Raw genomic sequence first — 13,323 nt, 5'->3', positions numbered from 1 at the left:
TATGCACAGTGATCAACCCTCCGCTGCGTTGCACTCCCTTGGTTGACCTTTATCCAGAATAGATGTTCGGTCGGGAATACGCGGTGGGTCTCCAGGGCAAAAAGATCGCAGCCTGCGGCAGCTCCTACACAGGATGTGTGTTCACCCTGTAGGAGCTGCCGCAGGCTGCGATCTTTTGATCTTAGATGCGGAAACTGCCGACCAGCTGCTTCAGGCGCGAAGCCTGCTGCTCCAGATCCGAACAGGCGCGCAGGGTCGCCTGCAGGTTCTCGACACCTTCCTGGTTCAGCGTATTGATCTCGGTGATGTCGACGTTGATGGACTCCACCACCGCGGTCTGCTCCTCGGTCGCTGTTGCCACCGACTGGTTCATCCCGTCGATCTCGCCGATGCGCTGGGTCACGCTGTTCAGGCGTTCGCCGGCGAGGTTGGCGATTTCCACGCTGTCCTGGCTGTGGCGCTGGCTGTCGCTCATGGTGCTCACCGACTCTCGGGCGCCGACTTGCAGCTCCTCGATCATGGTCTGCACCTGCTGCGCCGATTCCTGGGTGCGGTGCGCCAGGTTGCGCACTTCGTCGGCGACCACGGCAAAACCACGTCCGGCTTCACCGGCACGCGCCGCTTCGATGGCGGCGTTGAGTGCCAGCAGGTTGGTCTGCTGGGAGATGCTGGTGATCACTTCGAGGATCTGCCCGATGTTCACGGTTTTGCTGTTCAGCGACTCGATGTTGGTGCTGGAGGCGCTGAGCATGCTCGACAGTTGATTCATCGCCTTGATGCTGCGATCCACCACTTGCTGGCCGTCTTCGGCCAGACCACGGGCGTCGCTGGCCTGGTTCGAGGCTTGCGCGGCGTTGCGGGCGATTTCCTGGGCGGCGGCGCCCAGTTGATTGATCGCGGCGGCGACGCTGCTGGTGCGTGAGGCTTGCTGGTCGGAGTTGTACATCGACGAGTTGGACGCGGCGACCACGCGCAACGCGACCTCGTTGACCTGCCCGGTGGCCGACGACACTTCACGGATCGAGCCGTGAATACGCTCGACGAAACGGTTGAAGGCGGTACCCAGCACGCCGAACTCATCGTTATTGACGATGGTCAGGCGCTTGGTCAGGTCGCCTTCGCCATCGGCGATGTCTTCCATGGCGCGGGTCATGACGTGCAGCGGCTGGATCAGCAGGCGAATCAGCATGCCCAGCAGCGCAATGATGATCACCACCGCAATCACCGTGGCAATCACCGCCGAGGTGCGGAACTCACTGAGCATCGAGAAGGCTTTGTCCTTGTCCACCGACAGGCCGATGTACCAGTTCACCGACGGCAGGCCTTTGATCGGGGTGAAGCTGACGATGCGAGTCTTGCCATCGACAGTGATTTCACTGAAGTCGCTGCTGATGTGCGGAGTGTCCTGCGGATAGGCTTCTTTCAGTGATTTCATCACCAGTGCCTTGTCCGGGTGCACGAGGATCTTGCCGTCGGCGCTGACCAGGAACGCGTAGCCCATACCGGAAAAGTCCCGCGCGGTGAGGGTGTCGACCAGGGTTTGCAGGCTCAGGTCGCCGCCGACCACGCCGACGCTCTGGCCGGCTTTTTTCGAGGCGGTGGCGATGGAGATGATCAACTGCCCGGTGGCGGCGTCGATGTATGGTTCGGTCAGGGTCGAGGCGCTGCTGCTCTCGGCCCCTTTATACCAAGGGCGCACCCGTGGATCGAAGCCGTCAGGCATCTTCACGTCCGGGCGGATGGTGAAGTGGCCAGTGGCATCGCCCAGGTAAGTGGCCATGAACGTCGAGGTCAGGGACTTCTGTTCCAGCAGGCTGGCGACGTTGGCCGGTTCCGGGTTGATGGCGATGTTCTGCGCGGCGTTCTCGACCAGCAGAATGCGCCCGTTGAGCCAGGTCTGGATGTTGTCGGCGGTGACTTCGCCCATCTCGTTGAGATAGTTGTTCAGGTCATCGCGGATCGCGTTGCGTTGCAGCCAGTCGTTGTACAGCGTGAACGAGGCGAAAGCGGCGATGACGATGAGGGCGGCGGCAAGCAAAATTTTATGGCTGAAGCGCAGGTTTTTGTTCATGGCTTGGGGTTCCGCTAAGGTCTTAATGTCCTGGGCGTGCTTTTATAAAGACGCGCAATATGGGCAAGGGTGAAACAAACTGATATTTCCGACTCTCCTTAGGGAAATGTCCGACCGACTTTTCAGTCGGTTCTCGCCTTAGCTATCGGCCACAGCGGATTAAAGATTAACCATAGGTGACAAAATGCCTGACACATCGCAACTCGTTATCGGCGCCGATCTGGCGGGGCAACCGATTGCTCAGGCCATGCGCCTGGCCAACCGTCACGGGCTGATCGCCGGTGCGACCGGGACCGGCAAGACCGTGACTTTGCAACGCCTTGCCGAAGCATTCAGTGACGCCGGGGTCGCGGTGTTCGCCGCCGACATCAAGGGCGACCTGTGTGGCCTCGGTGCCGCCGGCAATCCGCAGGGCAAGGTTGCCGAGCGCATCGCCGGGATGCCCTGGCTCGACCACAAGCCGCAGGCCTATCCGGTGACGCTGTGGGACATTCACGGTGAATCCGGTCATCCGTTGCGTACCACCTTGAGTGAAATGGGCCCGTTGCTGATCGGCAGCCTGCTGGAACTGACCGACAGCCAGCAGTCGGCGCTGTACGCAGCCTTTAAAGTGGCGGATCGCGAAGGCCTGTTGCTGCTGGATCTGAAAGACCTCAAGGCGCTGCTCAATCACCTCAAGGACAACCCGCAACTGCTCGGCGAAGATGCTGCGCTGATGACCACCGGTTCCAGTCAGGCGCTGTTGCGCAGGCTGGCGACCCTGGAACAGCAGGGCGCTGAAGCCTTGTTCGGCGAACCGGCGCTGCAACTCGAAGACATTCTTCAACCGTCCGCCGATGGCCGTGGACGCATTCATTTGCTCGATGCCAGCCGTCTGGTACACGAGGCGCCGAAGGTCTACGCGACGTTCCTGCTGTGGCTGCTGGCCGAGCTGTTCGAGCAGTTGCCGGAGCGCGGCGACGCCGACAAACCGCTGCTGGCGCTGTTCTTCGATGAAGCGCATTTGCTCTTCGGTGATACGCCCAAGGCGCTGCAGGAGCGTCTGGAGCAGGTGGTGCGGCTGATTCGCTCGAAAGGTGTCGGCGTGTATTTCGTCACCCAGTCACCGGGGGATTTGCCGGATAACGTGCTGGCGCAACTCGGTCTGCGCATCCAGCACGGTTTGCGTGCGTTCACCGCCAAGGAGCAGAAGTCCCTGCGCGCGGTGGCCGATGGCTTCCGGCCGAATCCGGCATTCGACACCTTGTCGGTGCTGACGGAATTGGGTATCGGCGAAGCACTGGTCGGGACGCTGCAGGAAAAAGGCACGCCGGAGATGGTCCAGCGGGTGCTGGTGGCGCCACCGCAGTCGCGGATCGGGCCGCTGAGCGAGACCGAACGCACCATGCTGATTGCCGGGTCGCCGTTCAAAGGCCGTTATGACAAGCCGATCGATCGTGAGTCGGCGTATGAAATCCTGATGGGCCGCAAGGATCTGGCACCGGATGCGCCAGCGGGTAAGCCGGCAGCCGAAGAGCCGAGCCTGGCCGATCGGGCCGGAGAGTTTCTGGGCACGGCGGCGGGGCAGGCCTTGAAATCGGCGATGCGCCAGGCCGCGAACAATCTGGGCAAGCAACTGGTGCGCGGTTTGATGGGCTCGTTACTTGGCGGCAGTAAACGCCGCTAAAAGCAAAGATCGCAGCCTGCGGCAGCTCCTACAGGGGAACGTATTTCAACTGTAGGAGCTGCCGCAGGCTGCGATCTTTTGCTTTTGCTTCAGGCCTTGTCTTTGGCGTGCGCCGCCAGACGCTCAAGCGCCGCGCGCAGGCCAGGATCGCTGATCCCGTCGGCCGTGGACTGAATGGTCGCCGCCGCATCGCTCGACAGGTCCATCGTGTGCCCGGCAGCCCCAGGCTGGACGATCGGTGGTCGCACGCTGAATTTGATTCGCGTCAGGTTGGCGAACTCTTCGAACAGCTGCAGTTGCCGTTGCAGGCGTTTTTGCTGGTAGCGCAGGCGTGTAGCCCAATGGCCGTCAGTGACCACCAGCGACAGTTCACCTTCACGCCACTTGGCCACATGACAGTGTGCGCGAGCGGCGGGTTGCAGCTGGCTTTCAAGCAGGCGTTGCAGATGAGCGAGGCGTTGGGCATGGCCGAGGATGGCTTTGAGCGGCTTGGCTTCGCGTAGCAGAACGGCGGGCGCTCTGGCTGTAAGGGGGCGAAATGCCATGATCGAACACCTGAAGTAACAGAGGCGTCATGGTAGCAGAAAGCAACGGAACCACTCGCCCATTGCTTTTGTCCCTGCTTTACCCATTAAATCAACAACTAACTTCTTGCCTTGATGGGTTGAAGTTGAGCAAAACGCCCTTATTTTAAGTGAGCCCCGTCAAAGCGCAGTGCCAGCATCGTGGAATATCGCCACTTTCCTCACCACCGTTTCCGGGTAGAATGCTCGTTCGCATGCGGCCATGAGGGCTGCACGGGCGACTCACGGGGCCGCCCTCCATCCCTTTAGTGTGGAAGATCCTGCCGATATGTTTGCGCCTTTGTTAAAGAAACTTTTTGGAAGCAAGAACGAGCGTGAAGTCAAACGCATGCTCAAGACGGTGCAGCTCGTCAATGCCTTCGAAGAGCAAATGGTGGCCCTTTCGGACGATCAGTTGCGCGCCAAGACCAATGAGTTCAAGGCCCGTATCGCCAAAGGGGAATCCCTCGACAAGCTGTTGCCTGAAGCCTTCGCGGTCGCCCGTGAAGCCGGCAAGCGCGTCATGGGCATGCGCCACTTCGACGTCCAGTTGATCGGCGGCATGACCTTGCATGAAGGCATGATTGCCGAAATGCGTACCGGTGAGGGTAAAACCCTCGTCGCGACCCTGGGCGTTTACCTCAACGCGCTGTCCGGCAAGGGCGTGCACGTTGTGACCGTGAACGACTACCTGGCCCGCCGTGACGCCAACTGGATGCGCCCGCTGTATGAATTCCTCGGCCTGACCGTCGGCGTCGTGACGCCGTTCCAGCCGCCAGAAGAGAAGCGCGCCGCCTACGCTGCCGACATCACCTACGGTACCAACAACGAATTCGGGTTCGACTACCTGCGCGACAACATGGCGTTCAGCATGGAAGAGAAATTCCAGCGCGAACTCAATTTTGCCGTGATCGACGAAGTCGACTCCATCCTCATCGACGAAGCCCGTACCCCGCTGATCATTTCCGGTCAGGCCGAGGACAGTTCCAAGCTGTACATGGAGATCAACAAGTTGATCCCGCAGCTGGAATTGCACGTCGAAGAAGTCGAAGGCCAGGTCACCAAGGCCGGTCACTACACCATCGACGAGAAGACCCGTCAGGTCGAACTCAACGAAGCCGGTCACCAGTACATCGAAGAAATGCTCACCGGTGTCGGCCTGCTGGCTGAAGGCGAGAGCCTGTACTCGGCGCATAACCTGGGCCTGCTGACCCACGTCTATTCGGGTCTGCGTGCGCACAAGCTGTTCCACCGCAACGTCGAATACATCGTGCAGGACGGTCAGGTCGTACTGGTCGACGAACACACCGGTCGTACCATGCCGGGTCGTCGTCTGTCCGAAGGCCTGCACCAGGCCATCGAAGCCAAGGAAGGTCTGAACATTCAGGCCGAGAGCCAGACCCTGGCATCGACCACGTTCCAGAACTACTTCCGTCTGTACACCAAGCTGTCCGGCATGACCGGTACCGCCGACACCGAAGCGTTCGAATTCCACCAGATCTATGGCTTGCAGGTCATGGTCATTCCGCCGAACAAGCCGTTGGCGCGTAAAGATTTCAACGACCTGGTGTTCCTGACCGCCGAAGAGAAATACGCGGCGATCATCAACGACATCAAGGAAGGCATGGCCCAGGGCCGTCCGATCCTGGTGGGTACCGCGACCATCGAAACTTCCGAGCATGTGTCCAACCTGCTCAACAAGGAAGGCATCGAGCACAAGGTGCTGAACGCCAAGTTCCACGAAAAAGAAGCCGAGATCATCGCGCAAGCCGGTCGTCCGGGCGCCCTGACCATCGCCACCAACATGGCCGGTCGTGGTACCGACATTCTGTTGGGCGGTAACTGGGAAGTGGAAGTCGCGGCGCTGGAAAACCCGAGCCCCGAGCAGATCGCCCAGATCAAGGCCGACTGGCAGAAACGTCACCAGCAAGTGCTGGAGTCCGGCGGTCTGCAGGTGATTGCTTCCGAGCGTCACGAATCCCGTCGTATCGACAACCAGCTGCGTGGCCGTGCCGGTCGTCAGGGTGATGCCGGTTCCAGCCGTTTCTACCTGTCGCTGGAAGACAGCCTGATGCGTATCTTCGCCTCTGACCGGGTGAAGAACTTCATGAAAGCCCTGGGCATGCAGCCTGGCGAAGCGATCGAGCACCGCATGGTGACCAATGCGATCGAGAAGGCGCAGCGCAAGGTCGAAGGTCGCAACTTCGACATCCGCAAGCAGCTGCTCGAGTTCGACGACGTCAACAACGAACAGCGTAAAGTGATCTATCACATGCGTAACACGTTGCTGGCCGCCGACAACATCGGTGAAACCATCGCCGACTTCCGTCAGGACGTGCTCAACGCCACCGTCAGCGCGCACATTCCGCCGCAATCGCTGCCAGAGCAGTGGGACGTGGCCGGTCTGGAAGCTTCGCTGGAAAGCGACTTCGGGGTGAAACTGCCGATCCAGCAATGGCTCGACGAGGACGATCACCTGTACGAAGAGACGCTGCGCGAGAAGCTGATGGTCGAGCTGATGGCGGCGTACAACGAGAAAGAAGATCAGGCCGGTGCCGAAGCACTGCGCTCGTTCGAGAAACAAATCGTTCTGCGCGTGCTGGACGACCTGTGGAAAGACCACCTGTCGACCATGGATCACCTGCGTCACGGCATCCACCTGCGTGGCTACGCCCAGAAGAACCCGAAGCAGGAATACAAGCGCGAGTCGTTCACGCTGTTCTCCGAGCTGCTGGATTCGATCAAGCGCGACTCGATCCGTGTGCTGTCGCACGTTCAGGTGCGCCGCGAAGATCCGGAAGCCGAAGAGCAACGCCTGCGTCAGGAGGCCGAAGCACTGGCCGCCCGCATGCAGTTCGAACACGCCGAGGCCCCTGGTCTGGAGCAGCCGGAAGTGCTGGGTGAAGAGGTCGATGTAGCCCTCGCCACCGCGCCGGTACGCAACGAGCAGAAGCTGGGTCGCAACGAACTGTGCTACTGCGGTTCGGGCAAGAAATTCAAGCATTGCCACGGGCAGATCCAGTAACTCCCGTTTCAATCGCTGAAATACCCGCGCCGCGACCGGCTTCTGCCGTCGCGGCGTTTTGCCATTTACACCACCGCCATCCCTGTGAGCGGTGCTGACATCATTGAGTAAGGAGCGCATTCATGGCTGTTGGTCTTGGTCCTTTGCCAACGTTGCACCCGGTTGCCGGTTTTGAACTCGGTATCGCCTCGGCAGGCATCAAGCGCCCCGGGCGCAAGGATGTGGTAGTGATGCGCTGCGCCGAAGGTTCGACCGTGGCCGGCGTGTTCACGCTGAACGCGTTTTGCGCCGCGCCGGTGATCCTGGCGAAAAAACGTGTGCAGAACGACGTGCGTTACCTGCTGACCAACACCGGCAACGCCAACGCCGGTACCGGTGAGCCAGGCCTGGCGGCTGCAGAGCGCACCACCGCCAGACTGGCCGAACTGACCGGTGTCGATGCCAGCCAGATCCTGCCGTACTCCACCGGCGTGATCGGCGAGCCACTGCCGGTCGAGAAGATCGAAGGCGCGTTGCAAGCGGCGCTGGACGACCTGTCGGAAAACAACTGGGAAGCCGCCGCCACCGGCATCATGACCACCGACACCCTGCCCAAGGGGGCCAGCCGTCAGTTCGAGCATGACGGCGTGACCATCACCGTCACCGGCATCAGCAAAGGCGCAGGCATGATTCGCCCGAACATGGCGACCATGCTTGGCTACATCGCTACCGACGCCAAAGTCGCCCGCGACGTGCTGCACAACCTGATGCTCGACGGTGCGAACAAGTCGTTCAACCGCATTACCATCGACGGCGACACCTCGACCAACGACTGCTGCATGTTGATCGCCACCGGCAAGGCTGCGCTGCCGGAAATCACCCGCGCCGAAGGCGAGCTGTTCGACAAGCTCAAGCAAGCGGTATTCGAAGTGTGCATGGACGTGGCCCAGGCCATCGTGCGTGACGGCGAAGGCGCGACCAAATTCGTCACCGTTGAAGTCAACGGCGGCGGCAATCATCAGGAATGCCTGGACGTCGGTTACACCGTGGCCCACTCGCCGCTGATCAAGACCGCGCTGTTTGCCTCCGACCCGAACTGGGGGCGCATTCTGGCCGCTGTCGGCCGTGCCGGCGTGCCGGATCTGGATGTGAGCAAGATCGACGTGTTCCTTGGCGACGTGTGCATCGCCAGCCGTGGCGCTCGCGCGGCGACCTACACTGAAGCGCAGGGCTCGGCGGTGATGCAGCAGGAAGAGATCACCATCCGCATCGAACTGGGCCGTGGCGATTGCAGCGAAACCATCTGGACCACCGACCTGTCGCATGAATACGTGAAGATCAACGCCGAGTACCGGACCTGATTTAATCTGAGACCGAGTCGCCGCCATCGCGAGCAGGCTCACTCCTACAGGGATCCGTGTCGTTCACTCATCTACTGTAGGAGTGAGCCTGCTCGCGATGGCGTTGTGTCAGGCAACATCAATGTTGAATGAGCCGGCCTCTTCGCGGGCAAGCCCGCTCCCACAGGGTTCTGCGGTGTACACAACCTTTGTGCACGACCGAAACTACTGTGGGAGCGGGCTCGCCCGCGAAAGCGTCGGCCCGGTCACTACAAGTCTTGAAGCTTTCCACTGACGAAAAGGCGCCACACCATGTCCCTGCACCTGATCATCGGCGACAAACTGCTTTCTTCCTGGTCGCTGCGTGCCGCACTGGCCGTCGAGCTGACCGGCGCACCCTACAGCGAAGAACTGATCAAGCTCGGCAAGCCCGACACCCGCGAGAAGCTGCTCAAGCATTCGCCGACCGCCAAGGTGCCGTTGCTGCAAACCTCTCGTGGCACCATCGCCGACTCTCTGGCGATCGCCGAATACCTGGCCGAGCAGTTCCCGTCCGATCAGCTCTGGCCGAGCGATGTTTACGCTCGCGCCCAGGCCCGTTCTGCGTGCGCGCAGATGCACAGCGGCTTTTTCGCCATGCGCAATCACATGCCGTTCAACCTGAGCCACGACGCACCGCTCAACCCGGTGCCGCCGGAAGTGAAGGTCGATATCGAACGCATGCTCGCGCTGTGGGCCGAATGCCGCGCTGCCGCCACAGAGCCTGGACCGTATCTGTTTGGCCGGGTGAGTCTGGCTGATGCGTTCTTCGCCCCGATTGCCGTGCGCCTGCGGACTTACCAGGTGCAGTTGCCGGCGGTTGATCAAGCCTATGTTGAAACCGTCTACCAATGGCCCGCCTTCAAGGCGTGGCAAAAGGCGGGACTGGAGGAGTTGAATCCGTGAAACGCGTACACGTCGCGGCTGCCGTCATTCGTGACGACAGCGGCAAAATCCTCATCGCCCGCCGTGCCGACACCCAGCATCAGGGCGGCTTGTGGGAGTTTCCCGGCGGCAAGGTCGAGGCCGACGAATCGGTCGAAAGCGCCCTGGCTCGCGAGCTTCAGGAAGAATTGGGCATTGTCGTGGGCGCCGCTCGTCCACTGATCAAGGTTCGCCACGACTACCCGGACAAACAGGTGTTGCTGGATGTCTGGGAAGTCTCGAGCTTCAGCGGTGACCCCCACGGTGCCGAAGGTCAGCCACTGGCCTGGGTCAGCGCGAAAGAACTGACCGGCTACGAGTTTCCGGCCGCCAACCAGCCAATCGTCGCCGCCGCACGCCTGCCCGCTGAATACTTGATCACCCCGGAAGATCTGGAAGCCCCGGCCTTGCTACGCGGCATTCAGAAGGCGATTGCCGGCGGGATCAAACTGATCCAGCTGCGTGCGCCCAACGGCTACGACCCCAAATACCGCGATCTGGCGGTGGATGCAGCCGGTCTGTGTGCCGGCAAGGCGCAGTTGATGATCAAGGGGCCGTTCGAATGGCTCGGCGATTTCCCGTCGGCCGGCTGGCACATCACCGCCGCGCAATTGCGCAAATACGCCGAAGCGGGGCGACCGTTGCCGGCGGAGCGCTGGTTGGCGGCTTCGTGCCACAACGCCGAAGAACTGGCGCTGGCCGAGCAGATGGGCGTGGATTTCGTCACCCTGTCGCCGGTACAACCAACCTTGACCCACCCGGACGCGCAACCGTTGGGCTGGGAGCAGGCTGCGGCGTTGATCGAGGGCTTCAGCAAACCGGTGTTCTTGCTCGGCGGGGTTGGCCCGGCGGAGCGCGAGAAGGCTTGGGGTGTCGGGGCTCAGGGTGTGGCGGGGATTCGGGCGTTCTGGCCAGTAGCTTGATTATGTGCTGAGGCTGATGGCCTCATCGCTGGCAAGCCAGCTCCCACAGGTGTCGGGTGCACCGCAAATGCGGAGAACGATACAAAACCTTGTGGGAGCTGGCTTGCCAGCGATGGCGGCCAATAAAACACTACATTTCTATTGGTTTTGCAGCAGGTTGCCACAAAATCTCTGCAATCCCCTGCCGCCGCGCAATCAACCTTGCGGCCACGAACAACAGATCCGACAGCCGATTGATATACGCCAGGCCAACCCCGGCCAATGGCTCGATCGCATTCAAATGCTGACAACGCCGCTCGGCACTGCGCGCCAGACTGCGGCACACATGGGCCTGGGCGATCAGCATCGAACCGCCGGGCAGAATGAAATTCTCCAGCGGCCCCAATTCCTCGTTCCACACATCGATCGCCGCTTCCAGGCGTTCGATTTCTGCCGCGTTTAGCGCCTGATACGCCGGCATCGCCAGCTCACCGCCGAGGTCAAACAGGCGATGCTGGCAAGGCGCGAGCACGTCGATCAGTTCATTCAAACCCGGGAATGCCTCACGTTCGGCGATCAATCCGGCCAGCAGCACACCGACCTGACTGTTCAGCGTGTCGACTTCGCCAATCGCTTCGATCCGCGGGTGATCCTTGGGTACGCGGCGGCCATCGCCCAGGCCGGTTTCGCCGGTGTCGCCGGTGCGGGTGTAAATCTTCGACAAGCGAAAGCCCATGGGTTACCTCGGTAGTTGATTGGTTTCGGCAGCGATGGCTGCCGGTTGTGCCAGCGGCAGGCGCAGGGTAAAGCAGGTGCCCTGACCGGGCGCCGACTGCACTTCCATCTGGCCTTTGTGGTTGTTGGTGATGATGAAGTACGACACCGACAGCCCCAGCCCCGTGCCCTGACCGATTTCCTTGGTGGTGAAGAACGGCTCGAAAGTACGTTTGCGCACGTTCTCGCTCATGCCGATGCCGTTGTCCTCGACCTGGATCTCGGCCCATGGCGGATTGAGCTTGGTGCGCAGGATGATCCGCCCCGGCTCGCTGTCGTCCTCGCGCTGGTGAATGGCTTGCGCGGCGTTTTTCAACAGGTTGAGCAGCACTTGTTCCAGTTCGTTGGCGGTGCCCGGCACCGGGCCGAGCGCCGGATCGAACTGGCGGATGATCGCCTGGCCTTTGAAGTCGAATCCGATCGCCAGATCAAAGTCGTTGCCGGCAATTTCCACCGCCTGATCGATCAACGCCGGCAGATCGCACGGGGCCATTTGCCTGGTGCTGCGGCGGCTGAAACTGAGCATGTGGGTGACGATTTTTGCCGCGCGCGCGCCGGCCTGCTGGATGCCATCGAGCAGTTTCGGCACTTCACGGCTTTGCAGGTAGCGGTTGACCGTGTCCAGTTCGATGCCGAGCTGCTCGGCGGTTTCGAGGTTCTTCGGCAGATCCGCCGACAGCCGCCGACGAATGTTCTGCACGTTGTGCAGGATCGCGCCGAGCGGGTTGTTGATCTCATGGGCCATGCCGGCAGCGAGGCCACCGACCGAGAGCATTTTCTCCGACTGCACCATCATTTCTTCCAGCGACAGGCGCTGGGTGATGTCGTCGATGCGGATCACCACACCCCGCCCGGCACCGCCCATCAGCGGGTAAAAGGTCAGGGCGTAATGCTTGGGTTCGTCATCCTTGAACCAGGTCACTCGCTCGATTTTCGCCACCGTGTGCTCTTCCACGGTCTGCTTGAGTTGCGGCAGAAACGGCTTGAGCGGTTCGAAGGCGAGGAAGATCGGCTGGTTCAGCGCTTCATCCAGACGCGTCCCGGAGAGGGCGCTGGCTTCCTGGTTCCACTGGGTCACGTAGAGCTGCTCGTCGAGGGCGATCAGCGCCGAAGGCATGGAGTCGATGATGCTGTTGAGGTAGTTCTGGAATCCGGTGAGCTTCTTCTCGATCTTGCTCCGAACCTGGACTTCCAGTTCCAGTTTGCGGTTGGTGTGGCGGGTTTCTTCGGCTAGGCCCTGCGCCTGATCGTAAGCGGCCTGCGAGTCATCGCGGGCGCGCTTGAGCTGCTGTTCGCGGGCTTCGATGCGCGAGAGCATGGTGTTGAACGCCTCGGCGAGGCTGCCGATTTCATCGTGGTTGCCGCGTGAGGCGCGCAGGGCATAGTTCTCTTCGCGGGTGACCTGACGCGACAGCTCTTCCAGCTCATGAATCGGGCGGGTGATCAGGCGTTTGATCTGCCGGGCAATCACCAGCCACAGCAGCACACTGAAAATCAGGATGCCGAGGCTGGCAGTCAGGGTGCCGGTGTAGAACGCCATCGGCAGTTCACTGCTGGCCACCAGCAGCAGATGCCCCGGCGCGGTGCCGGGGCGGGGCAGGGTGATCAACTGGTTGCTGCGAAACTCGGTCAGTTGCCAGGCTTCGACGTGCCGATAGCGTTCCGGCAGATTGAGCTTGTCGCCACGCTGCACCTGGGCGATGCGGTCACCCTTGCCGTCATACAGCGCCGCCGCGCGCAACGGCGAATAGCTGTCGAGTTCCTTGAGCAGGCGTTCGGCGCTCTGTGGCGATTCGAGGGCTTGCGCGACCAGGCTCGGGTTGGAGATCAGTCGGCCGATGGTCTGCAGGGCCTGCGGCGCCATGCTTTCCTGGGAGATGTAATAGGCGGCGCTGATAAAGGTCAGGTTGGCGACCAGCAGGACGGTGGTCAACAACACCAGCAGGGCGGCCAGCAGTTTCTGGCCGACCGGCAGGTTTTCAAGGCGCTGGCGCAATGGCATCAGGTTTATCGCAGCAAAGGAACAAGTGGGCAGCGTAG

General features: G+C 61.3%; 9 protein-coding genes. 5 read left to right on the top strand and 4 right to left on the bottom strand.

Annotation, left to right across the window (positions count from 1 at the left end; translation table 11 throughout):
* Window positions 1-181: 181 nt before the first annotated feature.
* Window positions 182-2,071 (bottom strand): methyl-accepting chemotaxis protein, encoded by a 1,890-nt coding sequence (locus ABV589_RS08340; RefSeq protein ID WP_367085526.1) that lies wholly within the window; start codon window positions 2,069-2,071, stop codon window positions 182-184.
* 184 nt (window positions 2,072-2,255) lie between these two features.
* Here ABV589_RS08340 and ABV589_RS08335 point away from each other — a divergent pair, with 184 nt between their 5' ends.
* A complete protein-coding gene (locus tag ABV589_RS08335) occupies window positions 2,256-3,737 on the top strand; it encodes a helicase HerA-like domain-containing protein (protein ID WP_367085525.1) in 1,482 nt (493 codons plus the stop codon).
* Window positions 3,738-3,826: 89 nt separating this feature from the next.
* Here ABV589_RS08335 and ABV589_RS08330 read toward each other — a convergent pair whose 3' ends face one another.
* Complete coding sequence (locus tag ABV589_RS08330) at window positions 3,827-4,282, bottom strand: DciA family protein (RefSeq protein WP_367085524.1); 456 nt, start codon at window positions 4,280-4,282, stop codon at window positions 3,827-3,829.
* A gap of 307 nt (window positions 4,283-4,589) precedes the next feature.
* Between ABV589_RS08330 and secA the strand changes: the two genes are divergently transcribed.
* The 4 genes from secA (at window position 4,590) to ABV589_RS08310 (ending at window position 10,530) form a co-directional block, all read left to right on the top strand.
* On the top strand, window positions 4,590-7,325 hold the full coding sequence (gene secA / locus ABV589_RS08325; protein ID WP_007962079.1) for a preprotein translocase subunit SecA: 2,736 nt from the start codon (window positions 4,590-4,592) through the stop codon (window positions 7,323-7,325).
* 122 nt (window positions 7,326-7,447) lie between these two features.
* Window positions 7,448-8,665, top strand: coding sequence for a bifunctional glutamate N-acetyltransferase/amino-acid acetyltransferase ArgJ (gene argJ / locus ABV589_RS08320; protein ID WP_367085523.1), 1,218 nt, complete (start codon window positions 7,448-7,450; stop codon window positions 8,663-8,665).
* Window positions 8,666-8,956: 291 nt separating this feature from the next.
* Window positions 8,957-9,589 (top strand): glutathione S-transferase family protein, encoded by a 633-nt coding sequence (locus ABV589_RS08315; RefSeq protein WP_367085522.1) that lies wholly within the window; start codon window positions 8,957-8,959, stop codon window positions 9,587-9,589.
* Window positions 9,586-10,530 carry a Nudix family hydrolase gene (locus tag ABV589_RS08310; protein WP_367085521.1) on the top strand — a complete coding sequence of 315 codons (945 nt, stop codon included), beginning with the start codon at window positions 9,586-9,588 and terminating at the stop codon, window positions 10,528-10,530. The genes ABV589_RS08315 and ABV589_RS08310 overlap by 4 nt, the downstream gene beginning before the upstream one ends.
* 130 nt (window positions 10,531-10,660) lie before the next feature.
* On the opposite strand, the gene ABV589_RS08305 is transcribed toward ABV589_RS08310, so the two are convergent.
* Both ABV589_RS08305 and ABV589_RS08300 read right to left on the bottom strand, forming a co-directional pair.
* Complete coding sequence (locus ABV589_RS08305) at window positions 10,661-11,245, bottom strand: cob(I)yrinic acid a,c-diamide adenosyltransferase (RefSeq protein WP_367085520.1); 585 nt, start codon at window positions 11,243-11,245, stop codon at window positions 10,661-10,663.
* 3 nt (window positions 11,246-11,248) lie between these two features.
* Window positions 11,249-13,285: an ATP-binding protein gene (locus ABV589_RS08300; protein ID WP_367085519.1), complete on the bottom strand. Its 2,037-nt coding sequence runs from the start codon at window positions 13,283-13,285 to the stop codon at window positions 11,249-11,251.
* Window positions 13,286-13,323: the final 38 nt, after the last annotated feature.

The sequence above is a fragment of the Pseudomonas sp. HOU2 genome (genome assembly GCF_040729435.1).
In the GTDB taxonomy this organism is placed as follows: domain Bacteria; phylum Pseudomonadota; class Gammaproteobacteria; order Pseudomonadales; family Pseudomonadaceae; genus Aquipseudomonas.
The sequence above is the reverse complement of the archived record's forward strand: the minus strand, read 5'-3'. Positions and strand labels throughout refer to the sequence as shown.

Bases quoted from the DNA above. Each gene is read 5' to 3' on its own strand.
- ABV589_RS08340 (WP_367085526.1), bottom strand. From the start codon at position 2,071: ATGAACAAAAACCTGCGCTTCAGCCATAAAATTTTGCTTGCCGCCGCC.
- ABV589_RS08335 (WP_367085525.1), top strand. From the start codon at position 2,256: ATGCCTGACACATCGCAACTCGTTATCGGCGCCGATCTGGCGGGGCAA.
- ABV589_RS08330 (WP_367085524.1), bottom strand. From the start codon at position 4,282: ATGGCATTTCGCCCCCTTACAGCCAGAGCGCCCGCCGTTCTGCTACGC.
- secA (WP_007962079.1), top strand. From the start codon at position 4,590: ATGTTTGCGCCTTTGTTAAAGAAACTTTTTGGAAGCAAGAACGAGCGT.
- argJ (WP_367085523.1), top strand. From the start codon at position 7,448: ATGGCTGTTGGTCTTGGTCCTTTGCCAACGTTGCACCCGGTTGCCGGT.
- ABV589_RS08315 (WP_367085522.1), top strand. From the start codon at position 8,957: ATGTCCCTGCACCTGATCATCGGCGACAAACTGCTTTCTTCCTGGTCG.
- ABV589_RS08305 (WP_367085520.1), bottom strand. From the start codon at position 11,245: ATGGGCTTTCGCTTGTCGAAGATTTACACCCGCACCGGCGACACCGGC.
- ABV589_RS08300 (WP_367085519.1), bottom strand. From the start codon at position 13,285: ATGCCATTGCGCCAGCGCCTTGAAAACCTGCCGGTCGGCCAGAAACTG.